20 protein-coding genes are annotated in these 24,405 nt (G+C 53.7%); 13 read left to right on the top strand and 7 right to left on the bottom strand.

What is annotated here, in order from left to right; genetic code table 11:
• Positions 1–24 precede the first annotated feature (24 nt).
• Positions 25–273, bottom strand: a complete 249-nt coding sequence (locus NMUL_RS16625) for a LuxR C-terminal-related transcriptional regulator (RefSeq protein WP_369596410.1) — start codon at positions 271–273, stop codon at positions 25–27.
• A 292-nt stretch (positions 274–565) separates the two neighbouring features.
• On the opposite strand from NMUL_RS16625, the gene NMUL_RS11820 reads away from it, so the two are divergent.
• The 3 genes from NMUL_RS11820 (at position 566) to NMUL_RS11810 (ending at position 1,976) form a co-directional block, all read left to right on the top strand.
• The gene (locus NMUL_RS11820; protein ID WP_011381562.1) at positions 566–1,027 is read left to right on the top strand and encodes a hypothetical protein; all 462 of its coding nucleotides are present in this window, start codon (positions 566–568) and stop codon (positions 1,025–1,027) included.
• A 74-nt stretch (positions 1,028–1,101) separates the two neighbouring features.
• Positions 1,102–1,491, top strand: coding sequence for a RidA family protein (locus NMUL_RS11815; protein ID WP_011381561.1), 390 nt, complete (start codon positions 1,102–1,104; stop codon positions 1,489–1,491).
• Positions 1,492–1,586: 95 nt separating this feature from the next.
• Positions 1,587–1,976: a TIR domain-containing protein gene (locus tag NMUL_RS11810; RefSeq protein WP_011381560.1), complete on the top strand. Its 390-nt coding sequence runs from the start codon at positions 1,587–1,589 to the stop codon at positions 1,974–1,976.
• 241 nt (positions 1,977–2,217) lie between these two features.
• On the opposite strand, the gene NMUL_RS11805 is transcribed toward NMUL_RS11810, so the two are convergent.
• The 3 genes from NMUL_RS11805 to NMUL_RS11790 all read right to left on the bottom strand — a co-directional run bounded on the left by NMUL_RS11805 (position 2,218) and on the right by NMUL_RS11790 (position 5,140).
• Positions 2,218–3,480, bottom strand: a complete 1,263-nt coding sequence (locus tag NMUL_RS11805) for a hypothetical protein (protein ID WP_011381559.1) — start codon at positions 3,478–3,480, stop codon at positions 2,218–2,220.
• A gap of 265 nt (positions 3,481–3,745) precedes the next feature.
• Positions 3,746–4,291 carry a Slp family lipoprotein gene (locus NMUL_RS11795; protein WP_011381558.1) on the bottom strand — a complete coding sequence of 182 codons (546 nt, stop codon included), beginning with the start codon at positions 4,289–4,291 and terminating at the stop codon, positions 3,746–3,748.
• Between the two features lie 186 nt (positions 4,292–4,477).
• On the bottom strand, positions 4,478–5,140 hold the full coding sequence (locus NMUL_RS11790; protein WP_011381557.1) for a thiopurine S-methyltransferase: 663 nt from the start codon (positions 5,138–5,140) through the stop codon (positions 4,478–4,480).
• A 133-nt stretch (positions 5,141–5,273) separates the two neighbouring features.
• Here NMUL_RS11790 and NMUL_RS11785 point away from each other — a divergent pair, with 133 nt between their 5' ends.
• From NMUL_RS11785 to NMUL_RS11740, 9 genes are all read left to right on the top strand, one after another.
• A complete protein-coding gene (locus tag NMUL_RS11785) occupies positions 5,274–5,972 on the top strand; it encodes a GNAT family N-acetyltransferase (protein WP_011381556.1) in 699 nt (232 codons plus the stop codon).
• A gap of 380 nt (positions 5,973–6,352) precedes the next feature.
• Entirely contained in the window at positions 6,353–8,464 is a 2,112-nt protein-coding gene (gene ovoA, locus NMUL_RS11780; protein WP_041353242.1) for a 5-histidylcysteine sulfoxide synthase, read from the top strand.
• The gene (locus NMUL_RS11775; RefSeq protein ID WP_011381554.1) at positions 8,461–9,690 is read left to right on the top strand and encodes a MalY/PatB family protein; all 1,230 of its coding nucleotides are present in this window, start codon (positions 8,461–8,463) and stop codon (positions 9,688–9,690) included. The genes ovoA and NMUL_RS11775 overlap by 4 nt, the downstream gene beginning before the upstream one ends.
• Positions 9,691–9,801: 111 nt before the next feature.
• Positions 9,802–10,677 (top strand): DMT family transporter, encoded by an 876-nt coding sequence (locus tag NMUL_RS11770; RefSeq protein WP_011381553.1) that lies wholly within the window; start codon positions 9,802–9,804, stop codon positions 10,675–10,677.
• A 270-nt stretch (positions 10,678–10,947) separates the two neighbouring features.
• Complete coding sequence (locus NMUL_RS11765) at positions 10,948–13,296, top strand: cyanophycin metabolism-associated ABC transporter (protein WP_011381552.1); 2,349 nt, start codon at positions 10,948–10,950, stop codon at positions 13,294–13,296.
• Entirely contained in the window at positions 13,293–13,772 is a 480-nt protein-coding gene (locus tag NMUL_RS11760) for a cyanophycin metabolism-associated DUF1854 family protein (RefSeq protein ID WP_011381551.1), read from the top strand. Before NMUL_RS11765 ends, NMUL_RS11760 begins: the two co-directional genes overlap by 4 nt.
• A 393-nt stretch (positions 13,773–14,165) precedes the next feature.
• Positions 14,166–16,406, top strand: a complete 2,241-nt coding sequence (locus NMUL_RS11750) for a cyanophycin synthetase (protein WP_011381549.1) — start codon at positions 14,166–14,168, stop codon at positions 16,404–16,406.
• 48 nt (positions 16,407–16,454) lie between these two features.
• Positions 16,455–19,025 carry a cyanophycin synthetase gene (gene cphA, locus NMUL_RS11745; RefSeq protein ID WP_011381548.1) on the top strand — a complete coding sequence of 857 codons (2,571 nt, stop codon included), beginning with the start codon at positions 16,455–16,457 and terminating at the stop codon, positions 19,023–19,025.
• Between the two features lie 400 nt (positions 19,026–19,425).
• Positions 19,426–19,644, top strand: a complete 219-nt coding sequence (locus NMUL_RS11740; protein ID WP_011381547.1) for a dodecin family protein — start codon at positions 19,426–19,428, stop codon at positions 19,642–19,644.
• 192 nt (positions 19,645–19,836) lie between these two features.
• Here NMUL_RS11740 and clpA read toward each other — a convergent pair whose 3' ends face one another.
• Both clpA and clpS read right to left on the bottom strand, forming a co-directional pair.
• On the bottom strand, positions 19,837–22,095 hold the full coding sequence (clpA, locus tag NMUL_RS11735) for an ATP-dependent Clp protease ATP-binding subunit ClpA (RefSeq protein ID WP_011381546.1): 2,259 nt from the start codon (positions 22,093–22,095) through the stop codon (positions 19,837–19,839).
• 1 nt (position 22,096) lies between these two features.
• The gene (clpS, locus tag NMUL_RS11730) at positions 22,097–22,405 is read right to left on the bottom strand and encodes an ATP-dependent Clp protease adapter ClpS (RefSeq protein ID WP_011381545.1); all 309 of its coding nucleotides are present in this window, start codon (positions 22,403–22,405) and stop codon (positions 22,097–22,099) included.
• Positions 22,406–22,685: 280 nt separating this feature from the next.
• On the opposite strand from clpS, the gene NMUL_RS11725 reads away from it, so the two are divergent.
• Positions 22,686–22,889 carry a cold-shock protein gene (locus NMUL_RS11725; protein ID WP_011381544.1) on the top strand — a complete coding sequence of 68 codons (204 nt, stop codon included), beginning with the start codon at positions 22,686–22,688 and terminating at the stop codon, positions 22,887–22,889.
• Positions 22,890–23,077: 188 nt separating this feature from the next.
• On the opposite strand, the gene icd is transcribed toward NMUL_RS11725, so the two are convergent.
• Entirely contained in the window at positions 23,078–24,331 is a 1,254-nt protein-coding gene (gene icd, locus NMUL_RS11715; protein ID WP_011381543.1) for an NADP-dependent isocitrate dehydrogenase, read from the bottom strand.
• Positions 24,332–24,405 lie beyond the last annotated feature (74 nt).

Here is a 24,405-nt window from a genome sequence, read left to right as displayed (position 1 = left end):
AGACCGGTTCCAATGTATACTGTGTCAATGCGAAAACCTTATTTGTTGTTCGGCGGTGCTTTCTCCGCTGTCGGCAGCATGCAGTTTCTGGAATAGATCCAGCAGGCAATTTTTTACCGTAAAAGTGCTGACTTCCAGTATCGCAGCCGTTTCAGGAATCGTTTTACCCCTCCGGATCCACTCCATTATCGCGATTTCGCGAGGGCTGAATCCAACCTCCTCCGGATTTAACGGAACCGGCGTGTGTCGATAGTTCCGTGGTGGTGGATCGATGCGGCCGAATGCCGCGTCGATGTATGGAAGCAGTATTTCTACCCACCGCGGCGCTGGAATACGGCTTAATACGGCTTTTCCGCAACCGGTATTTCCTTGTTGACCCCTTTCTTTGTTGATAAAATAAATTGGATTTAGTCCTTGAGAGTTCTTGAACAGCAGTTGTTTGTTCCAGAGCCAGGGAACAGGACAGGTTGAGAACAGAGCGAGGCCCGGTTCCTCCCTGAGGTGAGGCGAGTTCTTTTTTATTGCCGATTTTGACCAGTGCGGAGAAATTCCGTAAAGGAGTATCATGAACAAGAGAGTAAAGGACAAGAGAATAATAGCGACTGCATTCGCTATTATTCTGTCATGGCCCGTCTCTGTCTTCCCGTTGCAGCAACCAGAATCACAGTCACAATCTCAATCGGCTTCATCCCGGGAATTGCCTCATGGAGACGGTTGGCGCCTCGTGCGCTCAATTCAGCTTGGCAACTCAAAAAACTATATCCATATGGTCCTGATCGATGGCAAGCGGGATATGGATAAGGCGGTTTATGGCGCGGCGCTCAGCAAGATATGCCGATCGGAACCCGATTTCTGCAGAGTCAGATTCTGGAATGAAGAACGTCACGTAGCTAACTCGATTTCGTTTACGGATGCTCAATTCAAAGCCCTGCGGGCCGAATACATATTCAATCGCGCTGGCCACGTGCAGCAAATGAAATATGCATGCACGGTGGTATCCGACAAGAATCAGTGTTTCTCTCACTGAGGAAGACGACCAGCTGTATCCGGAAAAGCGGTGGAGGTTTGTCCGCCTGCCGACCATAAAAACAGGAAGCTCAGATGACACGCAGATTGATCAGTTCAGGCTCCACCTTCGAACAGGAGATCGGTTACTCCAGGGCTGTGGTTGAGGGTGACTGGGTCTTCGTCTCAGGCACGACAGGCTTTGACTACAGCAAAATGACAATTTCGGACGATCTTCTCGAGCAGACTGAACAATGTTTCAGAAATATCGGTGCTGCTCTGGATGAGGCCGGGGCAAGCATGAGAGATATTGTGCGGGTCACCTATATATTGCCTGAGGCTGCCAACTTCCCCAAGTGCTGGCCCGTATTCCGGAAATATCTCGGGGATGTAAGGCCAGCGGCAATGATGCTGGCCGCCGGACTGTCCGATCCGCGTATGCGCATCGAGATACAGGTAACCGCAAGGCGCGGCTCAGGAGCGTGAGATATTTGAACGATCAAGGGAGAGCCTGCCGCTGCTGGCGGAGAGGATGATTGGGACTTGGAATTCTGCGCTAATAATAAATGAGGGGGTAATTGATGGCTGAAAAAACAAACAAGGTCTTTATCAGTTTTGCACTCAAGGACAGGAGTGCTCACGATCAGCTGCTGGAGCAATTGAACAAGGAGCAAACAACATTTTCCTTTGTGGAGATGCCTGTCAAACAATCCTGGGAGCCTTCCTGGAAAGACGAGTGCCGGGAGACGGTGAGGGGATGTGATGGCGTGATTGGCCTGATTACCAAAAACTATGTCAGAGCCGACGGCCAGCAGTGGGAACTGCGTTGCGCCTACGATGCGAGGATGCCTGTACTGCTTATTCACGGAGATTCTGACAAGCTCCCCTCCAAACTGCCTGAACCCGTTGGAGACCGCGAGATCGATGCGTGGACGTGGCCGACGATTTCATCGTTCCTCAACAGACTATAAGCATTTTTTCCTGAATACTCCGGGCGGCAGAAAATCGGATATCGCCGGCCGGAGCCTGTCAGTTTTCACATACCCCCTTCCATAATCCTGGAAAAACCTATCGGCGCTCGCAGCCTGCGCGAGTTCGACCGCTGCCTTCGTGGGAAGTGAAAGTGGAGCCGCCCGTTAAGAGTATTGCCGAAGAAGAGTATCGATGCTCCCGCCGGAACCGCTCGGCGCTCGGTTGAGTCGAGAAAAACTCTTATTGCAACACGTCCAGATCCGCTACCCGTTGCTCGATAATTCGCATCATTTCTTCATAGGCTGGCGTTCCGGTTCCTCCGAAGCGTCTTTTGAATTCGGCTTCCCGCATGAATTCCGGCAGATCGGACCAGAAGGGCATCAAATCCGTGTCCTCAATGCCGGAGAGGACGCGATACTGAAGTTGCTGGGCTGATGTCTCGCTTGCTACTGCTTTTTCTCCAAATTTTGTGCCTGCGTGATCTGCAGCAAGATCGTTAAAGGAGAAGCCGCTGCCATGGCGGGAGTCCTCGAATTCCTTGTATAACCCGATTGCATCCGCGAGCGCGGTGTCGGCATAGGCGGCAATCGCGGCGGATACCATGAAGTGCTTGGCAAAATCGTCACGGCCATCCAGGGTTACCACCTGGGGCTCGGCTCGGGGCCAGTTTGTTTTTCCTGGAAGAATCCGTTTCAGGGAGATGCCCAGCACATGTGCCGTGGCCACCAGAATAAGGGCGCGGTTTTCAGCACGCGGGCCGGCTTCCGTCGATTGCGCAGCAGCTGCACGCATGAGCGGTGAAAGCACGGCCGACAGCGGTAATTCCTTCTCGCCTATTCTGCTGCTTTCCACCAGCAGACGTTGATAACGAAGCAAACGTTCGCGCTCCTCTTCGCCGATGATCGAGGCCTTCATTCCGTGGGAGAGGCCACCTCGCCAACGATAAACAATGGTCAATTCATCCGGGGAAACCTTTACCATCCGAAGCGAATCCAAACTGGCCTTGTATTCCGGGCTCTCTCTTAACCATTCCAGTATCCGGGGCATGAGCATGTCTGTAAGCGCGTCGGGCAACGAAAGTTTGCCGACCTGGATCGAGCGGGGGTGTGGCAGGCGATCGGTCTCGACTAAAGATGCCTGAATGTTGAGATACCTATCCGAGTAGCGGCTGAGTGGAGTCTCGGAAAGGGGAATGCTGAGGCGGATCACTGCGCTTCGATGGGCAAGGGTGAGGTGAGCGCTGCCTTTCAGGAGCCTGCGCGCCAGATAATTTACGGCCAGATCCGCATCCGCCGGCATTATCCTTGCAGCGGCGAACATTCCCGGACGTACCCAGTAGCGATGCTTATCCACAATGCGCTTTGCGCGTTCTATGTGATCGGGTGTCAGGACGACCTGACGGTTGATGCGGGGGCGATCTTCAATGGCGAGCGAGATTAGGACGACCAGGATCAGGGAAAAACTCAATAGCAATCCAGCCGAGACAATCAAAAGTTTGCGCATGAAATTTTATTGAAGTGCCGCTCAGGACAGAGGGCGCACAATGCCCTATTCCGCACATGGCATCTGCGTCCTTGGGGATTTGCCGGGAGAAGATAAAGAAAAACGACGTTTTGACCGATACTCAAATCGCTTTCTCAAAAAGGGCGGAACAGATCACAACAATCCCAAGGCATGCAAACCGCGCCATGAAGGCGATGCATTCCATCGGGGTGATGATTATCCCGACTTTACCGAGAATGCTCAAGGAGGACTTGTCAAACGGTTGCTAATACCACCAGTAGGGGCGGTAGAATCCTCCCCAATAGGGGCCGCCATAATAATATCCATATCCGAAGTATGGACTGAAGCCGTAGCCGGGCCCGCCATAAGCGTAAGGCTGATATTGGTACACCGGCCATAGATAAATGCCTTTGGAAGAAAGCAGAGGCAGACGCACGTGTTTTTTTCCTATCGTACGCTCGATATCACCTTCGATTGTTCCCGCAACTGTGAGTTCTCTATCCTTTGCATAAACGGCAGGATCCAGAAATTCGGAGCTCTTGATCACGAAACGTCCCTCGCTCTGTTTGTTCAGTTGCGGCCGTCCGGAATAATTGAGGGGATAGGACAGCACCTGCACCAGGGTGAAGTTTTCTTCATTTTCAACATCAATCACCACGCCCCCCCAACGGACGGATGTAGCCTTATAGCTGTTGGGGTCCTGACTTACTTCGCCATAGCCGACTTTTGCCACCGGTACGTCTCGCACTGCTGCCGGCAGTCCGACGCACGCGCTCAAGAAGATACAGACGAATAACAAGTATGGTCTCATTTTTTTTCCTTTCATGAAAACACGCCCATGGATTGTTTATTTGCCATCTTCGCCTAGAATTGGAATTTCTTATATAGCCACTACAAGCATAGTTTAATCTGGATTAAAAACACCACGTTATTAATAGACAGGCGCCTTTGAATCTCTCTCACGATGGGGCAAGGTGCCGGGGGATTCCTTTAAGTGTTATGCCGTCCGTGTCATGAGAAGGAAGATGCTTTCCTGAAGCCGGCTTATGCCTCGTTGTTGAAAGCGCGGATTCTCCGTCAGCACGTCGAATTTTGCGAGCAGACGAATATCCGTGCGCTTTCCGTAAAGTGCCTCTACCTCGGCTGTGGAAACCGCAAAAGGCGGACCGGACATTTCAGCTTGGGGATAATCGAAAGTAATGAGCAGTATCCGGATTGCAGGCGGCAAAATGCACAGCAAGTGGTCCGTGTATGCATGGCGGGTTTCCGGGGGCAAGGCGACGAGGGAGGCGCGGTCGTACACTGCGTCCACCTGCGCCAGATGGTCTTTTTTCAGGTCGAAAAAATCTCCGCACAGAAGATGGATGCCGTCAGCATCCCACTGATCGAATTTCTCGCCGATGATGTGGCGGGGGGAATAGCCGTTTTCCTTGAAGAACGCCTCTACTGCCAGAGGACTTAATTCCACCCCCAGTACAGAAAGGTTCTGCTCGCGAAGCCATATCATGTCACGGCTTTTACCGCAGAGGGGAACGAATACCCGTTTCCCGGGCGCAACCTGTAATTCCGGCCAATATCGGCTTAAATATGGATTGATCTCGCGCTGGTGAAAACCGATTTCTTCCTGTCTCCAGCGTTCCAGCCAGTACTCTTTCTTCATTTTCCTGTGTTCTCCCAGCATTATTTAAGATAAATTTATCCTGTCGCCATTCACTTGAGCTGGTAAAAGATTAGGCTGACAATGATTCGCCGATATAAAAATCCGCCACAATCATCTCGCTGACAACCACGAAATGCTTCAAAAACTTGCTGCCCTTTTCAAGGAATTCGGATTTTTTGCTGGTCTGCTGTATCTGTCAGACCGTTTTCTTGCCAGCATTTCTCCCAGCCTGCGACTGTATTTCTACGACATTATGGTCCAGCCAATTCACAAAGAGCCGCTTATTCCGGAGCGGTTAAGCAGGAACCTTGAAATTCGTGAGATCAAGCGAGGTGATCCGGAAGTGGAGCTTATGCCAGCGCGACCGGACATAAAGGAGGCCCGTTTCGAGCAGAGTGCGGTTTGTCTTGGTGCTTTTCAAAAGGGGAAATTTATCGGGTATATGTGGTTTTGTCCCAATACCTATATAGAGGACGAGGTTCGCTGCGTCTTCCTGGTGTCGCCTGCAGGCGAAGCGGTTTTCGATTTCGATTTCTACCTTTTTCCCGAATACCGCATGGGTCGAGGATTTATCGGCATGTGGAGCGGAGCCAATCGATATCTCCAGGAGCGAGGGATAAAATATACCTTCAGCCGTGTCACCCGGACGAATATCGCCTCGCGCCGGGCGCACAGCCATCTGGGATGGAAATGTGTAGGACGCACCCTATTCCTGCAGGCTGGACAGTTGCAGTTCATGGTCGCCACTATTTTTCCCTTCCTCCACTTGTCGTTTGGGAACTCCGGACGTGTTCAGCTAAAATTACGTCCCGATGCTCTGCGGGTCCAATAAACCCTCCTGAAATAAATGTGGAACTCACGCTCGCCAGGACAATCGAAGGCACCAGAATAAACGAGAATAATCAAGTGTCCAAAGTTGCGAAGGGTTGAAGGACGTAATCTCGGGTCTTTTTAACAGCACCGCGGTATGAAGCATCAGGCGGGAGAGCGTCAGCAATTTGGGTGGAACTCCTCTTTACTGTGCTGTCAAGTTTTTCAGTGCAGGATTCTCTGATCCATGTTCTTGGCAATAGTGAGGCAATGTATCCGGGTGTACACTTCGTTTATTTTATATTGAGAGGCTATCCATAACCGAGGGTGAACATGAATTTGAATGCAAAGAAAACAACCACAGCTGTTCAATCTGCTTCCGAAAACCCCAAGTTGCGTGTAATGCCCAAACAACTCTTTTCCCGAACTCCTGTTCTTGCCGGAGGTAATGCTGCGGCAAAGCGTGAGGAAATACGCGAATACTTTCATTCCACGCTGGACCGTTACGAGCAACTCTTCGAAACGTTGCGAGGAGACGCGGCCTACTTCAAAAAGCCCATTTCATTGCGTCACCCGCTCATATTCTATCTCGGCCATACCGCAACCTTCTTTACCAATAAACTCCTGCTCGCGGGTCTGATCACTGACCGCATCAACCCAAAAATGGAATCGATGTTCGCAGTGGGTGTCGATGAAATGAGTTGGGACGATCTGGATACGACGCATTACGATTGGCCTTCTGTCGAAGAGGTGCGAGCCTATCGCAGAAGGATGCGGGAAACTGTCGATCGACTCATCCGTGAAACGCCTCTGACCTTGCCCATTGAATGGGACAGCCCCTGGTGGACGATCATGATGGGTATCGAACACGAGCGCATTCATCTCGAAACTTCGTCCGTCCTTATCCGGCAGCATGCGCTGGAACATGTTGCTCCCCATCCTGCATGGGAACCCTGCCGTAAATCCGGACCGGCGCCCGACAATCAGCTGGTGAAAGTACCGGAAGGCACGGTGCAGCTTGGCAAGAAAAAAGACGATCCTTTCTATGGATGGGATAACGAATACGGTACTCACATTGCGGACGTTGCAGCCTTCGAAGCCGGCAAATACCTGGTGAGTAATCAGGAATTCCTGGAGTTTGTTCAGGCAGACGGCTATGAAACCGAAAGTTACTGGGAAGAGGAGGGACGCGCCTGGCTGAAGCATGCTGGCGCGAAGCATCCCACCTTCTGGATCCGGCGAGGCGGGGAGTGGGAGTTGCGCCTGATGACCAAGGAAATTTCCATGCCTTGGGATTGGCCTGTGGAGGTGAATTATCACGAAGCCAAGGCTTTCTGTAACTGGAAGGCGGCCGTAAGTGGCCAGCCCTACCGCCTCCCGACCGAAGACGAATGGTACCGGCTCTATGAAGTAGCGGGATTATCCGAGGTTCCGGCTGCTGCACCGGCCATGGCCAATATTCATCTCGACCATGGGGCCTCCAGCCACCCTGTCAACGAATTTGCCCAGGGTGATTTTTATGATGTGGTGGGAAACGTGTGGCAATGGACTGAAACGCCCATCTATCCTTTCGATGGCTTTGATGTTCATCCCCACTATGATGATTTCACAACACCCACCTTCGATGGCAGGCACAACCTCATCAAGGGAGGCTCCTGGATTTCCTGTGGCAATGAATCCTTGAAGAACTCACGTTACGCCTTTCGCCGCCATTTCTTTCAGCACGCGGGTTTTCGCTACGTCGTCGGAACTGCCCCGGCGATTCAGCATGGCTCGCACTACGAAACCGACAAGCTGCTCTCCGAATATGCTGAATTCCATTATGGAGACACTTATTTCGATGTGCCAAATTTCCCGAAAGCGCTGGCGGAACTCGCTATTGCCGCCATGGGAGACAAGCCTGCACACAAGGCGCTCGACCTGGGTTGCGCGTCGGGGCGAGCTGCTTTTGAACTGGCGCGGCATTTCGATGAGGTGACAGGAGTGGATTTCTCCGCCCGTTTCATCGGACAGGGAGTGCAGCTGGCGTCGCAAGGGGTGTTACGCTATACCCTGGCCGATGAAGGCGATCTGGTCCTTTACCGGGAGCGGACGCTGGCTGGACTGGGCCTGGACGGGGTCAGGCATAAGGTGGCGTTTTATCAAGGGGACGCCTGTAACCTCAAACCTATATATACGGGTTACGACCTGATCCTCGCGGCGAATCTCATAGACCGTCTTTATGATCCGGCCAAACTGCTTACATCCATACATACCCGCATCAATTCCGGCGGTATTTTGCTGATTGCTTCTCCCTATACCTGGCTGGAGGAACATACCAAGCGGGAAGCCTGGATCGGCGGATTCAAGCGGGATGGTGAAAGTTTCGGAACGCTCGATGGCCTGAAAGAAATTCTGGGTGCCCATTTCAGGCTCATTCAAGGGCCTACGGAGGTTCCATTTGTCATTCGCGAAACACGCCGTAAATTCCAGCACACGCTCTCGGAAGTAACAATCTGGGAGAAAACTGCTTGAACAGAAGTGCTCCCATTGCGGACCAGGATTTTGATAAGGAAATCGACCGGACCGGGACAGCCAGCCTGAAATACGATGGGCGCCAAAGCATGTTCGGCGCAGCGGGAGTGATTCCCCTATGGGTCGCGGATATGGATTTTGCCGCTCCAGTCGCGGTCACCCAGGCGCTTTCCCGACGTGCCGCTCATCCGGTGTACGGGTACACTGTCTTTCCCGACAGTTTGTATGAGTCGCTGATGGATTGGCTGCGGCGCCGTCATGGCTGGGAGATCGAGCGGGACTGGATTATGATGTGTCCCGGCGTTGTTCCGTCGTTGCATGCCGTCATCATGACCTTTGCCCCCCCCGGAGCATCGGTTATCGTACAGCCGCCGGTATATTTCCCCTTTTTTTCTGCTGTCACCGCTACAGGCAGGCAACTCGTACAGAATCCCTTGCGGTTGCGGAATGGTCATTATGAGATCGATTACGATCATCTCGAGCAATGCGCGCAAGGCGCACGTCTTCTGCTTCTATGCTCGCCGCATAATCCCGTCGGCAGGGTGTGGAGCAGGGGAGAGCTCGAGCGCATCCTGCGGATAGCGGATAAACACGATCTCGTGGTATTTTCCGACGAAATCCACGCTGATCTGGTTTATTCCGAAGCCAGGCATCATATACTCTCCCGGCTGGCGAAAACATGGGCTGGAAGCAAGGCGAATGTCATAACAGCTGTCGCTCCCAGCAAGACATTCAATATTCCCGGATTGAATCTTTCCGCACTTGTCGTGCCGGATTCCAGGCATCGGGAGGAGCTTGCGCGGACGTTCGATATCCTGCATGTCAGCGCATCCAATCCTTTCAGCATTGCTGCTTTCGAGGCAGCCTATCGGGAAGGGGAGGTCTGGCTGGATGAATTGCTGGTTTATCTACAGGAAACCCGTGATTTTGTCTCAGAATATCTGGCGACTCGCCTTCCGGAAATCCACCTCATCGAGCCCGAAGGCACGTATCTGCTCTGGTTTGATTGCCACGAATTGATGAACGCACTGGGAATGACGGATATCCAGCTCAGGCATTTTTTTGTGCACGAAGCGGGTATCGGCATGAGTCCCGGCACTTTGTTTGGCGCAGAAGGCAGCGGTTTCATGCGTATGAACATCGGTGCGCCCCGCAGCACCATCGAAGCAGCCCTTGAAAGCATCAGAAAAGCTGTGCACAAAAAAGCAAAGCAGGGGAGCGCCTGAGCGTATGGAAGCTCCGGCAGGCCTGTTTTCCCGGAAAGGGAAGCTCTGCTCGTACCCATGAAACAGCTGCAACAAAGAACAACCAGACAATAAGCTGTTTCAATACAAATCATGAGCGAAGCACTCAAATCCTGGAGCGGCTGGATAGCGGTCTTCTTTTCCATATGCATCTGGACCGGTTTCATTCTCGTCAGCCGATATGGGGGAATGGGGACGTTGACAAGCTGGGACATTGCCCTACTGCGATTCGGGGTAGGCGCTTCGATCGCCGTCTTTTTCTTGCCGCGCATCCTGTTGCCTCCACTCAAGGTGATAGCCCTGTTCTCGCTGTTCGGCGGTATCGGTTACGCTGCGGTGGTATACGCTGCTTTCCGCTGGGCGCCGGCAGCTCATGCTTCCGTGCTGTTGCCTGGCACGCTGCCTTTTCTGACCGCGATCATTGCGTGGCTGTGGTTCGGCGAAAAATTTACCGGCGCACGGCGGCTGGCGCTGCTTATTGTTTTTGCCGGTATCCTGCTGACCGCCGCTGACTCGCTCTCACTCGGAACACATATATCTCCCACGCAAATTCTCGGTGATGTGCTATTTCTTTGCGGCTCCTCATTGTGGGCGATATTCACGCTGCTGCTCGCACGCTATCCGATGCCGCCGCTTGCTGCCACTGTAACGACCACCCTGGGCAGCGCTGCAGTTTACCTGCCTGTCTGGCTGTTATTTCTGCCCAGCAATCTCGCACTGGCACCGCTCCGCGAAATCATCCTCCAGGCAGCGTATCAGGGCGTGCTGGTCGTCTTTATCGCGATGCTGCTCTATACGTTCGCTGTGCGTCGCCTCGGGTCGCAGACGGTCGCCTTGCTGATGGCATTCGTGCCCGTCATATCTGCATTGGCGGCTGTGCCTGTTCTGGGGGAACCTCTGCCTCTGCTCACTTTGGCGGGATTGGGGGCGGTTACCGTGGGTGCTGTGCTCGGAGCACGGCGGAGGTGAATATTCGGGGGAAGCAAATGCGGAGACACAGTATCCCCGATAAGGGCATAATGAGCATTATCTGATACTCTAGCCGACTATACTCGGGTTTCGGGTGGAGATAGGCATCGTGCTCGTGGGCATGTGAATCTCGCTCTCCGAATTGCTCTTGCACGATGAAGCCTTGAGGTGAGGCGAAGATGCCTGCCGCGAACTGGGGCGGACGAAGAAACAGAGGACTCCTATTCGCTATTTTTGAATATCTGATATTGATTTTCCCCTATTAGAGTAATGCCGGAATCCGGGCTTTCGCCGATTTTTCCCAATGACATGCTGTCAGGAGCGCCTGCTCTGCCGGCTACCTGGATTGCGGCTGTTGAATCCCGGCTTTCCAGGGAAGAAAAGGTGGCGGCATGGCTCGAAACTGACCTCAATGGCCGACTGCATTTTGATCCCGGACTAGTAGTCGTCACCAATAAGCGTCTGCTCGTCCAGGCGGAGGCAGGGGCGGGGGCGGAGGCAACGTTACAGGAGTGGAGTTACCGGCCTGGACTGACGCTTGTGCGCAGTGATCACGCAGGCGTCGGCAGCCTTGAACTCTTCGATGAGAACGCGCTGCTCGCACGCTGGCGCTACACGTTGGGGAAGGATGCTGCGGCCACCCGGCTCATCGATAATTTCCGGGAGCAGCTTCATAATCACTTGACAGGGGAGTTCCGTCCTTTACCTGTACAGGTTCTCTGTCCCAAGTGCCACAGGGTACTGGATGTCCCGCTGGCTCCGGGGCAGGAGGAGTGCGAAGCGTGCCGCAAGCAAGTGCACGCGCCTCCGTCCACCTGGACTCTGTTACGTTTGTGGCGTTTCGCAAGGCCCTACAAGTGGAGGCTTTTTGCCGGTTTTCTTTTGACGCTCGGCAGCACGGGAGCGGCGATGATACCTCCGTACTTGACCATGCCCCTGATGGACAACGTACTGATTCCCTACCAGAACGGTAAACCGATTGACGTTGAACTGGTTGAGTTTTATCTGACCGGACTGCTCGGAGCCGCGATTGTGGCCTGGGGATTGGGATGGGCGCGCACTTACGTGCTCGCCCTGGTTTCCGAGCGTATCGGCGCTGATTTGCGCACAGCCACTTTTGAGCATCTGCTTAAACTCTCGCACGCCTATTTTGGCGGCAAGCGTACCGGCGATCTCATGGCGCGCATCGGGTCGGAAACAGATCGCCTCAACATTTTCCTGTCGCTTCATCTGCTCGATTTCGCGACCGACGTGCTGATGATCGGCATGACGACCATTATCCTGGTTTCGATCGAGCCGTGGCTTGCGCTGGTGACCCTGACGCCCTTACCGATCATTGCGTGGTTGATCCATATCGTTCGCGACAAGTTGCGGACCGGGTTCGAAAAGGTCGATCGCGTTTGGGCTGAGTTGACCAGCGTGCTTGCCGATACCATCCCCGGGGTGAGGGTGGTAAAGGCGTTTGCCCAAGAGAAGCGTGAAGCAATCCGCTTTCGCGCCGCCAATGAACGCAACCGGGAAGTCAATGACCGGGTCAACAAAGTCTGGTCGATGTTCACGCCAACGGTCGTTCTGCTGACCGAGGTCGGTTTGCTGGTGGTTTGGGTTTTCGGTATCTGGCAGGTATCAAAAGATGAGATTACGGTAGGAGTGCTGACGGCTTTTCTCACCTACATCAGCCGTTTCTATGTACGACTGGATTCGATGAGCCGCATCGTCTCGTTTACACAAAAGGCCGCTGCCGGCACCAAACGCATCTTCGAAATTCTCGACCACGTTTCCAGCGTTCCAGAGCCTGCCCACCCCGTGCACCTGCCCGTCGTAGATGGGCGAATCGAGTTGCGAAACGTCGAGTTCCGCTACGGTACCCGCACAGTCACGCATGGCATCAATATAACTATCGAACCAGGTGAAATGGTGGGTCTGGTAGGGCATAGCGGCTCAGGCAAGAGTACGCTCGTCAATCTGATCTGCCGTTTCTACGACGTGACGGAAGGCGCAATCCTGCTGGATGGCGTGGATATACGCGCGCTTCCGGTCGCGGAATACCGCAAGCATATCGGACTTGTTCTTCAGGAACCTTTTCTGTTTTTCGGCACCATTGCGGAGAATATTGCCTACGGCAAACCGAACGCGACGCAGGAGGAAATCGTTGCCGCCGCGCGAGCCGCGCATGCGCATGAGTTTATTCTCCGCCTGCCGCACGGCTATGACTCTCTGGTTGGTGAACGGGGCCAGGCGCTCTCGGGCGGGGAGCGGCAGCGCATATCGATAGCAAGGGCACTGCTCATCGATCCGCGTATTCTGATCCTGGATGAAGCGACATCCTCGGTGGATACGACCACCGAGAAAGAGATCCAGAAAGCGCTCGAAAACCTGGTGCGGGGCCGGACTACCATCGCGATTGCACATAGGCTCTCCACCTTGCGCGACGCCAGTCGGCTTATCGTGCTTGACCGTGGGAGCGTTATCGAGATAGGCAATCATGATGAACTCATGGCCCGGGAAGGGCATTACTACCGGCTTTACCTGGCGCAAGTGCGTAATGTGGACACGGAGGACGATCTGCGCAGGCTGAGCCCGGAGCCGGAGCCAAGGGCTGAAGGTGGCCGGGAATGACGGAAAAAACGCCCTTATACTACTCCCTGCACCGCAATGCCTTTGGGCGACTGGTATTTACCGGGGCGAACGGGGAAGTGCGAGAGGGCGTGGTTCCGGTGCGGGCTTTTCCCATTACCGCTCCCGGCCGCGGTATCTCGCTGGTCGATGCGGATGGCCATGAGCTGGCATGGATCGAGGCATTGAGCGACCTCCCCGAGGAGACGCGCAAGCATGTTGAAACGGATCTTGCCAACCGGGAGTTCATGCCGGAAATCAAACGCATCGAGGCAGTTTCAAGTTTTGCTACCCCCTGCACCTGGCGGGTTGAAACCGACCGCGGTAGTACATCATTCGTTCTCAAGGGCGAAGAATACATTCGCCGCCTGACTCCAGTCGCTTTGCTGATCACCGACAGCCAGAACATCAACTTCCTGATACGCGACCGTACGGCGCTCGATCATCACAGCCGGAAGCTTCTCGACCGCTTCCTGTGATTCAAAGTCCCGGCGGCGAGGTACTGCTTCCGCCGCTGCCAGTGGGGGGAGCAGCGTTCGTATTCCCTGCTTCCCGTATTCCTCTGCGCAGCCTGTCGCTGACAGGAGACATATAACATCCCCGTGATATCAACGGCATAATTTCGCCGGGAAACCGATTGTCGGCAAATGGCGACAGAATTGCCTGCTTTTCTGCTCCAAACAACTGTTTTGCAAAGATTATTTTAGCTGGCATAATCCATGCTTGATTTCTTGCGGATGGGGACTTCGTACTGAAAGTGAAATTCTCGTGAGAAAAGCATTTACTTTTCATATTAATTTATCTGGTTGTAAACCCATTGTAGTCAGCCGCGTTAGTTCAACTTAACTTATTTCTTGTGAGACTCTCACTTTATGCTGGCTTACGCAGATATCAAACCTGACTACATAGCGGTAAATCGAGATATCAAGTTTATTGAAATACGCCACCTCAACGGACCCAATATCTGGAGTGTTCGTCCCGTACTTGAAGCCATAGTCGATATCGGGGAACTTGAAGATTTTCCCTCCGACACAATTCCCGGTTTCTATGAATGCCTGTCTTCCTGGCTTCCTTCGCTCATCGAGCACCGCTGCAGTTATGGAGAACGGGGCGGATTTCTGCGCCGTTTAAAGGAAGGTACCTGGACCGGTCATATCCTCGAGCACGTTACGCTTGAACTGCAAAATCTGGCCGGAATGCCCGGCGGCTTCGGCCGGGCGCGCGAAACATCCCTGCGCGGTGTATACAAGGTGGCTGTGAGCGCCTGGCATGAGGATGTCGCGCGCAATGCTCTCGCAGCGGCAAGGGAATTGCTGCTTGCGGCAATGGATTATTCGCCGGGGGATGAGCCTTACGATGTGAGAGGCGCTGTTGCGCGTCTGCGCGGCATGGTTGATTCGCTGTGGCTCGGGCCATCCACTGCCTGCATTGTTGAAGCCGCCGCCAGGCGCAACATTCCGGCAATTCGCCTTCTTGCCAAAGGCAATCTGGTACAGCTGGGTTATGGCATCCGAAGCCAGCGCATCTGGACAGCGGAAACGGACCGCACCCCCGCGATTGCAGAAAGCATCTCGCGCGACAAGGATCTGACCAAGGCGTTGCTGCAATCGTGCGGTGTCGCCATCCCTGAGGGACGCATCGTTCACAGTGCTGAGGATGCATGGGAAGCGGCGCAGGAAATCGGTCTGCCGGTGGTGATCAAACCGTGTGATGGAAATCATGGACGCGGCGTTTTTATCGAGTTGAGCAAGCGTGAAGAAATCGAGTCCGCTTACAGGGTAGCTCTGGAGGAGGGCAGCGGTGTCCTGGTCGAGGGTTATATTCCCGGTACGGAACACCGCCTGCTGGTGGTCGGGGGCCGCCTCGTCGCCGCCAGCCGGGGGGATTCCGTTTCGGTTACTGGCGATGGGATTTCCACCGTAAACGAACTGATCCAGCTGCAGATCAACTCTGATCCCCGGCGGGGAGAAAGTGAAGAGCATCCGCTGAATCCGGTTCGTGTGGATGGGGTAACGATAATGGAACTCCAGCGGCAAGGCTTCACCACGGATTCAATACCGCTTGCGGGACAGGAAGTCATCATTCAGCGTAACGGTAACCATGCTTTCGATGTTACCGACGAGGTGCATCCCAGTACGGCGGCGGCAGCATCGCTGGCGGCGCGTGTTGTCGGATTGGATATTGCCGGCATCGATCTTGTCGCCACAGATATTGCGCGACCGCTTGCAGAACAGGGTGGTGCTATTGTCGAAGTCAATGCGGGACCCGGTTTGCTAATGCACATCAAGCCCGCAATTGGTACTCCCCGGCCGGTCGGCGAAGCGATCGTCGAGCACCTTTTTCCGAGTCACGAGGACGGCCGCATTCCGATTGTAGGTATTACCGGCAGTTATGGTACGACTGAGCTGGCTCATCTTATTGCCCAACTGCTCGCGCTCTCCGGAAAGCAGGCGGGTCTGGCATGCAGCGACGGCTTCTATCTTGACCGCAGACAAGTGAAAAAAGGCGACCAGGCCAACTGGAAGACAGCGCGCAACATCCTCATGAACCGGTCAATCGAGGCGGCGGTTTTTGAAAACGGCAGCGACAGCATGCTCCGCGAGGGATTGGCCTACGACGGCTGCCATGTCGGCATCATTACCAATGTGGAGTTGACCCGTCATTATGGAAAATATATCGAAACCCCTAAACAGGTCTTCGACGTGTTGCGTACCCAAGTGGATGTAGTCGTGCCCGCAGGGGCGGCAGTGCTCAATGCCAGGGAACCGATGCTGGTGGAAATGGCTGCACTGTGCAATGGGGAAATTATTTACTTCAGTCTGGATTCCGATCTTCCGGTAATAAAAGAGCATTGTTTACACGGTACCGCCGGTATAAACGGCGTTCAAGGCAAACGGGCGGTAACAGTTCGAAACGGAGAAATTTTACTTGTTAACGGGCCCGGTGAACTGCCATTGAGTAAATTGAACGATGTTCCGGTTACATGTAACGGGCAGGCGGCTTTGGAGGTGGAAAACATACTTGCGGCAGTAGCCGCGGCATGGTCGCTCGGCATCGAACCGGCCGTCATACGGGCGGGAATTGAAAGCTTCCATGCATTTAGCAGAGTGTAAAAACATATCACTAAGGCGCATGAATAAGAAACGCTAGGAGAACTTTCGATGCATGTATCATGTCTCCGCGCTTTGCGCGGGCCCAATTTGTGGAGCCGTCAGACAGCCATAGAGGCAGTCGTTTCCTGCGACACTCCTGAATCCCTGCCGGGTGGCGTGTCGGGTTTTCTGGATCGCCTGTACGCACGATTTCCGGAAATCGATTTGCTTCGGGCCGCCTCTTGCCCTGAAGCGGAAATGCTTGCACATGTGCTCGAGCGCGCTGCACTCGGACTGGAAATACAGGCGGGTTGTCCGGTGGCTTTCGGCAAGATCGCCCCGACCCTTGAAGCCGGCGTCTACCGGGTCGTCGTGGAATACAGCGAAGAGGCGGTTGGCAGACTCGCCTTTGATCTTGCACAAGCCCTGTGCAGCGCGGCTATAGAAGATACTCCTTTCAATCTGGCGGATGCCCTGCAGCGTCTGCGTGAGCTCTCCGAAGACATACGCCTGGGGCCGAGCACCGGTTCAGTAGTGCGGGCAGCGATTGCCCGCGGCATTCCCTTCCACCGGCTGACTGATGGCAGCATGGTGCAATTCGGCTGGGGTAGCAGACAGCGGCGTATTCAGGCTGCAGAAACCTGTCTCACCAGCCTCGTAGCCGAGTCGGTGGCGCAGGACAAAGAGCTTACCCGATTCTTGCTGGACGCGGCGGGCGTACCTGTCACACCCGGAAGGCCGGTCACAAGTGCGGAAGATGCATGGGTGGCGACCTGTGAAATCGGCAGCCCTGTCGTCGTCAAGCCACAGGACGGCAATCAGGGAAGGGGAGTCCGCGTGAACCTCGTGAGCCGCGAACAGGTGGAAGCAGCGTATGCCGTTGCAGTTGAAGTCACCGGAAAAGTAATGGTCGAGCGCTACATTCCCGGCCACGACTATCGCATGCTGGTAGTCGGCAACAAGCTGATCGCCGCAGCACGGCGTGAGCCCCCCCAGGTTGCAGGGGACGGGATTCACACGGTTGAAGAATTGGTGGAGCAGATCAACCGTGACCCGCGACGCGGTGAGGGACATGCCAACGCGCTTACAAAGATTCATTTGGATGAAATCGCTCTTGCCCACCTTGCAACTCAGGGCTTGACGTCCGACTCCGTCCCGCCCTCGGGTACGCGGGTAGTTCTCAGAAATAATGCGAATCTTTCGACCGGGGGAACGGCGACAGATGTTACCGACGAAGTTCATTCGGAGTTCGCGGCGCGAATGGTCGAAGCTGCGCAGATGATTGGCCTGGATATCTGTGGAGTAGATGTTGTCTGCCAAAGCGTAGCCAGACCTTTGGAGGGACAAGGCGCTATTATCGAAATCAATGCAGCACCAGGTTTGCGCATGCATTTGCAACCTTCTTTCGGCAAAGGGCGTGCGGTGGGAGAGGCGATCATTGCGAATATGTTCAAGAAGGGCGATGATGCCCGTATCCCGGTAGTGGCGGTAACAGGCACCAACGGCAAAACGACTACTGTCAGGATGATTGCCAATATTCTTGATTGCCAGGGTTTGCGTGTCGGCATGACGAGCACGGATGGTGTCTATATTGAGGGGCAGCGTATCGACACTGGCGATTGCAGCGGTCCCAAGAGTGCAAGAAAAGTGCTTCTTCATCCGGATGTGGACGCGGCAGTGCTTGAAACTGCCAGAGGGGGCCTGTTGCGTGAAGGATTGGCTTTCGATCGTTGCGATGTCGCAGTGGTTACCAACATCGGGGTCGGTGATCACCTCGGTCTTTCCTACATCAATACCGTAGAAGACCTCACCGCCGTCAAGCGCATCATCGTGCAGAACGTGAAGCCGGGTACGGGTGTGGCGGTGCTGAACGCAGCGGATCCATTTGTCGCAGGCATGGCCGCTCATTGCCCCGGCAAGGTCACTTTTTTTGCGCGTGATCCGGATAATCCCGTGATCGCAAAGCATCGCGCCCAACGTAAACGTGTCGTTTATGTCGAGGACGATGCGATCGTTGCTGCGGAAGGCAATTTCGAATATCGCCTTCCGTTTGCAGGGATTCCCGTGACACAGAATGGTGCCATCGCATTCCAGATTGAAAATGCGATGGCGGCCATAGCGGCGGGCTGGGCAGTGGGTCTTGACTGGCAGATCATTCGCGGCGGTCTCGCGAATTTTGTCAGCGACATGCAAACTGCCCCCGGCCGTTTCAATTTCTTCACTCATCGGGGCGCTACACTTATTGCTGACTATGGGCATAATGTCGATGCGATTCGCGCACTTGTAAGTGCGATCGACAAGATTCCGGCGAAACGTCGCTCCGTGGTTATCAGCGGCGCTGGCGATCGACGCGACGAGGATATTCGGCGGCAGACGGAAATATTGGGCGATGCTTTTGATGAAGTGGTGCTTTATCAGGATCAGTGCCAGCGGGGCCGTGCGGATGGGGAAGTACTGAGCCTGCTGCGGCAGGGCCTGGAAAAGGCGAAACGCACCCGGAACGTCAAGGAAATCTACGGAGAGTTCGGAGCCATTGATGCCGCGTTTGACAATCTGAAAGAGGGAGAATTGTGCCTTATTCTCATCGATCAGGTGGATGAAGCGCTCGGATACATTACCAAGCGGGTGGTGGCGGGCTGATAGAGGCGTTCTGGGTTACGCGGGACTCGCGGAACACCTTTTGCCCGAGCGTTTCAAGGATTTCTTGCTTCGGTTTTACACCATGAGCCCTTCTTCTCCACTCCCTGATTCTGAATTGAAGAAGGATCGAAAGCGTGATCACAGCGCAGTTCACGGCAGGCTTGCCCAGGGTCGAACGGGCGCAGGCTTGTCGAAGAATTGAGGATTGAATTAGAGGCCATGCCATTTCCCCTCCATCGTTCTCGAAATCCGCATTCTTCCCAAGAACCGGGGAGGATGCGCAACTTAAACGCTCGGCAGCTTGCAATCAGCAAAAATTGACCTAAACTGAAATCACATCAGTAGAGGTGCGGGCTGCCAGTGCCCCGTTTTCGTTGCTCACCGTTCGAGGAGAAATGTCATGGCAGGAGATAGTGTTTACAAAATAACGGAGATAATCGGAACCAGCACGACTTCCTGGGAAGACGCCGCCAAGAATGCCGTGGAAACAGCATCAAAGACATTGCGAGACTTACGCGTCGCTGAAATAGTGAAGCTGGATCTGGTGGTTGAAGACGGCAAGGTGGTGGCTTATCGTGCGAGGGTAAACCTGTCTTTCAAATACGAGTCCGGCAAATAACCGCTTTACTCACGAGGTATTAGGAGTTCGTAGGGAGTCCATAGAGGCTAGAGTGGACGCCCGGCAGCGGTAATCCGGCGAGATCAGCGTGCGGGGAATAATCGGAACAGCATCCGAGGCAAAGTAAAAAAGACAAAAACAAAAAAGGCGCGGAAATTCGCGCCTTCCTTGTTTTCTACCCTGAAAGCCGAGTTATATCGCTGTCGCCGCCTCTTCCTCAAACTGAAGCTTCACCTTGTTATCGGTATCGATATCCACTGTCACTCTGCCGCCATTGGCCAGACGTCCGAACAGTAATTCATCCGCCAGAGCGCTGCGTATGGTGTCCTGAATGAGACGCGCCATCGGTCGTGCGCCCATGAGAGGATCCACACCATTATTGGCAAGATACTCTCTCAGTGCGTCGGTGAATATCGCATCCACTTTCTTTTCCTGCAACTGGGCTTCAAGCTGCATCAGGAATTTATCCACTACGCGCAGAATCACTTCTCTCTCTAGCGGCGCAAAGGAAATGATCGCATCCAGCCGATTGCGGAACTCAGGCGTGAACATCCGCTTGATATCGGCCATCTCATCCCCTGCCTGCGCGGCCTTGGTGAAGCCCATGGTAGCCTTGCTCAACGCTTCCGCTCCGGCATTGGTCGTCATGATGATGACGACATTACGGAAATCCGCCTTGCGGCCGTTATTGTCCGTCAATGTGCCGTGATCCATCACTTGCAGCAGGATATTGAAAATATCGGGATGCGCCTTTTCAATTTCGTCCAGCAGCAGCACGGAATAGGGTTGCTTGATAATGGCTTCGGTGAGCAAACCACCCTGATCAAATCCGACATACCCGGGCGGCGCGCCGATCAAACGCGAAACAGCGTGCCGTTCCATATATTCAGACATGTCGAAACGGTGCAGGTGAATACCAAGCGCATAGGCCAGCTGCCGTGCAACCTCGGTTTTGCCGACTCCGGTCGGGCCGGAAAAAAGGAAAGAGCCAACCGGCTTTTGTGGATTCCCGAGACCACTTCTCGCCATCTTGATCGAGGCTGTCAGCGCGTTGATGGCCTTGTCCTGACCGAACACAACCGCTTTCAGGTCACGATCAAGCGTCTTCAACGTGTTGCGATCGTCACTGGAAATATTCTGCGCCGGAATACGCGCAATCTTGGCAATGATGACCTCTATCTCATGCCTGCTGATTACCTTGCGCTGCTTCGATTTGGGTAAAACACGCTGTGCTGCGCCGGCTTCATCGATCACATCGATTGCCTTGTCAGGCAAGTGCCGGTCGTTGATAAAGCGTGCCGACAACTCGGCGGCGGTCGTAAGCGCGGTAGCGGTATATTTGACACCATGATGGGCCTCATAACGCGCTTTCAAGCCACGCAGTATGGAAACCGTTTCATCCACGCTCGGTTCGAGCACATCGATCTTCTGGAAGCGCCGTGAAAGCGCATGATCCTTTTCGAAGATTCCGCGATATTCGCTGTAAGTCGTGGCGCCAATGCATTTCAGCTGTCCGGTATTCAGTATCGGTTTCAATAGATTGGAGGCATCCAGCGTGCCTCCGGAAGCTGCGCCAGCCCCGATCAGGGTGTGAATTTCGTCGATGAATAGTATGGCATTCGAGCTCTCGAGCAACTGTTTGAGTACGGCCTTCAGGCGTTGCTCGAAATCACCCCGGTATTTGGTACCCGCCAGCAGCGCTCCCATATCCAGGGCATAAACCTGATGATGTGCAAGGATCTCGGGGACGTCGTTCTCGATGATTCGCCGTGCCAGACCTTCAGCAATAGCTGTTTTGCCTACTCCTGCTTCCCCCACCAATAACGGGTTGTTCTTGCGCCGGCGACACAGCGTCTGTATCAGGCGCTCCAGCTCGCGCTCCCGTCCGATCAACGGATCGATCTTGCCTGCCAGTGCTTGGGCGTTGAGATTGACCGCATAACTTTCCAGCGCGCCCCCTGCATTCATTTCCTGCTCGGTATCCCCTTCGCTTTCGGTTTTGGCGTTGGTTCCCTGCGGAACTTTGCTGATGCCGTGAGAAATATAGTTCACGACATCGAGCCGGGTTACCCCCTTTTGATGAAGAAAATAAACTGCGTGCGAATCCTTTTCGCCAAATATTGCTACCAGTACGTTTGCACCCGTAACCTCTTTTTTCCCGGAGGACTGCACATGCAGAATCGCACGCTGGATAACGCGCTGAAAACCAAGAGTAGGCTGCGTATCTACCTCTCCACTTCCTCCCACAGTCGGCGTGTTTTCGGTGACATGCTCAGTCAGCAGCCGGCGTAGATCGTCCATATCAACCGAGCAGGCGCGCAATACCTCTGCGGCAGTCGGATTATCGAGCAGGGCCAGTAACAGATGCTCGACCGTAATGAACTCGTGGCGCTTCTGACGCGATTCCACGAATGCCATATGCAGACTTACCTCTAATTCTTGAGCAATCATTTCAGTTCTCCTCCATCACGCACTGTAGCGGATGCTGATGCTGCCTTGCAAATGCAACCACCTGTTCGACTTTTGTGGAAGCCACATCATTGGGATAAACTCCACATACTCCAGCTCCGTCCATATGGACTTTGAGCATGATTTGTGTCGCCTGTTCTCGGTTCATGGAAAAAAAAGTCTGTAATACAGTCACCACGAAATCCATCGGAGTGAAGTCATCATTCAGCAAAATAACCTTGAACATTGGCGGCGGCTTGAGTTTACTCTTTTTAGCCTCAAGTACAACCTCACCATGATTTCTTGCAGCCATGATCCTGTATTCTTGCCTTTAATTAAAACCGAAATATAACCACTTCCAATCTTTATATTTGATGATTGCGCTGAAATATTCAAGTACCTTTTAGAAAATTTTCTGCTGCATTTCTGTCAAATAACGGGCTGGACTACTTGACTTGAACAATGGATTTGCGTAAAACAGCTCTTGGCGTTTGGCTTCAAGTTCTCTGCAGCACCGGTTACAGCCGTTTTGCGGTCTTGAAACTCAAACAGTGTTCGGGTTTCCGGCCCGGTTTTATTTATAGGAAGCAATAATGGCAACTGGTACAGTAAAATGGTTCAATGATTCAAAGGGTTTTGGCTTCATTACACCCGATGATGGAAGCGAGGATTTATTCGCGCACTTCTCCGCAATCAATATGTCCGGATTTAAAACTCTCAAAGAAGGTCAAAAAGTAACGTTTGAGGTTACCCAGGGTCCGAAGGGCAAGCAAGCATCAAATATTCAGTCTGCTTAAAGATTTCATGTCGGGGCGTGCGAGCGCGCTGAACAGCATGTGATCCATCACAGAATTATACAAAGCCCCTTGCTGTAAATCAGCAAGGGGCTTTTTCTTGTCGAGGATAAGCAGCAAACCCATCAATACTTTTACCGCTTGCTTACCCTTCCGCCCCCAAGGCAGCAGATTTTCGATGTGCCATCTTTTCAACGGGCCATGTTTTCGATCAAGGCCTGCCCAAATGCTGAACAGGAGACTTTTTGCGCACCGGCCATCAGGCGGGCGAAGTCATAAGTTACGGTTTTATCCTGAATGGTTTTTTCCATCGACTGCGTGATGAGATCAGCAGCTTCTGCCCAGCCCATATGCCTCAGCATCATCTCCGCGGACAGAATGATGGAGCCTGGATTGACCTGGTCCTTGCCGGCATACTTGGGAGCGGTTCCATGGGTTGCCTCGAAAATGGCTATCGAGTCGCTCATGTTTGCGCCGGGGGCGATCCCGATGCCGCCTACCTGCGCAGCCAAAGCATCGGAAACATAATCGCCGTTCAGATTCAACGTGGCGATGACATCGTATTCCTCCGGCCGCAGCAGAATCTGCTGAAGAAAAGCGTCCGCGATCACATCCTTGATCACTATACCGCCTTTATCCTCAGGCAGCTTCATCCATGGTCCGCCGTCGAGCAGGCTTGCTCCAAACTCTTTTGCTGCAAGCTGATAGCCCCAGTTCTTGAACGCACCTTCGGTAAATTTCATGATGTTGCCTTTATGCACCAGGGTTACCGAGCGCCGTCCGTTATCTATCGCATATTGAATTGCCTTGCGTACCAGCCTCTCGGTACCTTCGCGGGATACCGGCTTTACGCCGATCCCTGCGGTTTGGGGAAAGCGTATCTTGGTGACGCTCATGTCGTTCATCAGAAAATCGATAACTTTTTTAGCGCCTTCCGACCCGGCTTCCCATTCAATACCGGCGTAGATGTCCTCCGAATTCTCGCGAAAAATGACCATGTCGGTTTTCTCCGGATTTTTCAAGGGGCTAGGTACCCCCTGAAAATAGCGAACAGGACGAAGGCATACATACAAATCCAGCTCCTGGCGCAAAGCCACATTGATGGAGCGGATGCCGCCTCCCACCGGTGTGGTCAACGGACCCTTGATCGAAACCACATACTCTTTCGCCGCCTGCAGGGTTTCCTCGGGTAACCAGACATTTTCGCCGTAAATACGCGTCGATTTCTCTCCGGCATAGATTTCCATCCAGGAAATCCTGCGTTTGCCTTCATAAGCCTTTTCTACGGCGGAATCCACCACTTTCCTCATTACCGGAGTAATATCCACCCCGATTCCGTCGCCTTCTATATAGGGTATGACCGGGTTGTCCGGCACATTCAGGGAATAATCCGCATTTACGCTGATCTTCGAGCCTTCCGCTGGTATGCTGATGTGCTGATACATGCTATCTCCATTTGTTGAGCAGGGCTTGGTTCCATAATCCGGAACAAGCCGGAACCGGATCGGCAAAAAATTCA

This window comes from Nitrosospira multiformis ATCC 25196 (assembly GCF_000196355.1).
GTDB classification, from domain to species: Bacteria; Pseudomonadota; Gammaproteobacteria; order Burkholderiales; family Nitrosomonadaceae; genus Nitrosospira; species Nitrosospira multiformis.
This window is presented reverse-complemented; position numbering and strand designations above follow the sequence as displayed.

Excerpts from the sequence above, each read along its gene's own strand:
- NMUL_RS11810 (WP_011381560.1), top strand. The coding sequence starts at position 1,587 with ATGGCTGAAAAAACAAACAAGGTCTTTATCAGTTTTGCACTCAAGGAC.
- NMUL_RS11820 (WP_011381562.1), top strand. The coding sequence starts at position 566 with ATGAACAAGAGAGTAAAGGACAAGAGAATAATAGCGACTGCATTCGCT.
- NMUL_RS11785 (WP_011381556.1), top strand. The coding sequence starts at position 5,274 with ATGCTTCAAAAACTTGCTGCCCTTTTCAAGGAATTCGGATTTTTTGCT.
- NMUL_RS11805 (WP_011381559.1), bottom strand. The coding sequence starts at position 3,480 with ATGCGCAAACTTTTGATTGTCTCGGCTGGATTGCTATTGAGTTTTTCC.
- NMUL_RS11750 (WP_011381549.1), top strand. The coding sequence starts at position 14,166 with ATGCTGGCTTACGCAGATATCAAACCTGACTACATAGCGGTAAATCGA.
- NMUL_RS11765 (WP_011381552.1), top strand. The coding sequence starts at position 10,948 with ATGCCGGAATCCGGGCTTTCGCCGATTTTTCCCAATGACATGCTGTCA.
- NMUL_RS11760 (WP_011381551.1), top strand. The coding sequence starts at position 13,293 with ATGACGGAAAAAACGCCCTTATACTACTCCCTGCACCGCAATGCCTTT.
- ovoA (WP_041353242.1), top strand. The coding sequence starts at position 6,353 with ATGCCCAAACAACTCTTTTCCCGAACTCCTGTTCTTGCCGGAGGTAAT.
- NMUL_RS11725 (WP_011381544.1), top strand. The coding sequence starts at position 22,686 with ATGGCAACTGGTACAGTAAAATGGTTCAATGATTCAAAGGGTTTTGGC.
- NMUL_RS11795 (WP_011381558.1), bottom strand. The coding sequence starts at position 4,291 with ATGAGACCATACTTGTTATTCGTCTGTATCTTCTTGAGCGCGTGCGTC.
- NMUL_RS11815 (WP_011381561.1), top strand. The coding sequence starts at position 1,102 with ATGACACGCAGATTGATCAGTTCAGGCTCCACCTTCGAACAGGAGATC.
- NMUL_RS11740 (WP_011381547.1), top strand. The coding sequence starts at position 19,426 with ATGGCAGGAGATAGTGTTTACAAAATAACGGAGATAATCGGAACCAGC.
- NMUL_RS11770 (WP_011381553.1), top strand. The coding sequence starts at position 9,802 with ATGAGCGAAGCACTCAAATCCTGGAGCGGCTGGATAGCGGTCTTCTTT.
- NMUL_RS11790 (WP_011381557.1), bottom strand. The coding sequence starts at position 5,140 with ATGAAGAAAGAGTACTGGCTGGAACGCTGGAGACAGGAAGAAATCGGT.
- clpS (WP_011381545.1), bottom strand. The coding sequence starts at position 22,405 with ATGGCTGCAAGAAATCATGGTGAGGTTGTACTTGAGGCTAAAAAGAGT.
- clpA (WP_011381546.1), bottom strand. The coding sequence starts at position 22,095 with ATGATTGCTCAAGAATTAGAGGTAAGTCTGCATATGGCATTCGTGGAA.
- cphA (WP_011381548.1), top strand. The coding sequence starts at position 16,455 with ATGCATGTATCATGTCTCCGCGCTTTGCGCGGGCCCAATTTGTGGAGC.
- icd (WP_011381543.1), bottom strand. The coding sequence starts at position 24,331 with ATGTATCAGCACATCAGCATACCAGCGGAAGGCTCGAAGATCAGCGTA.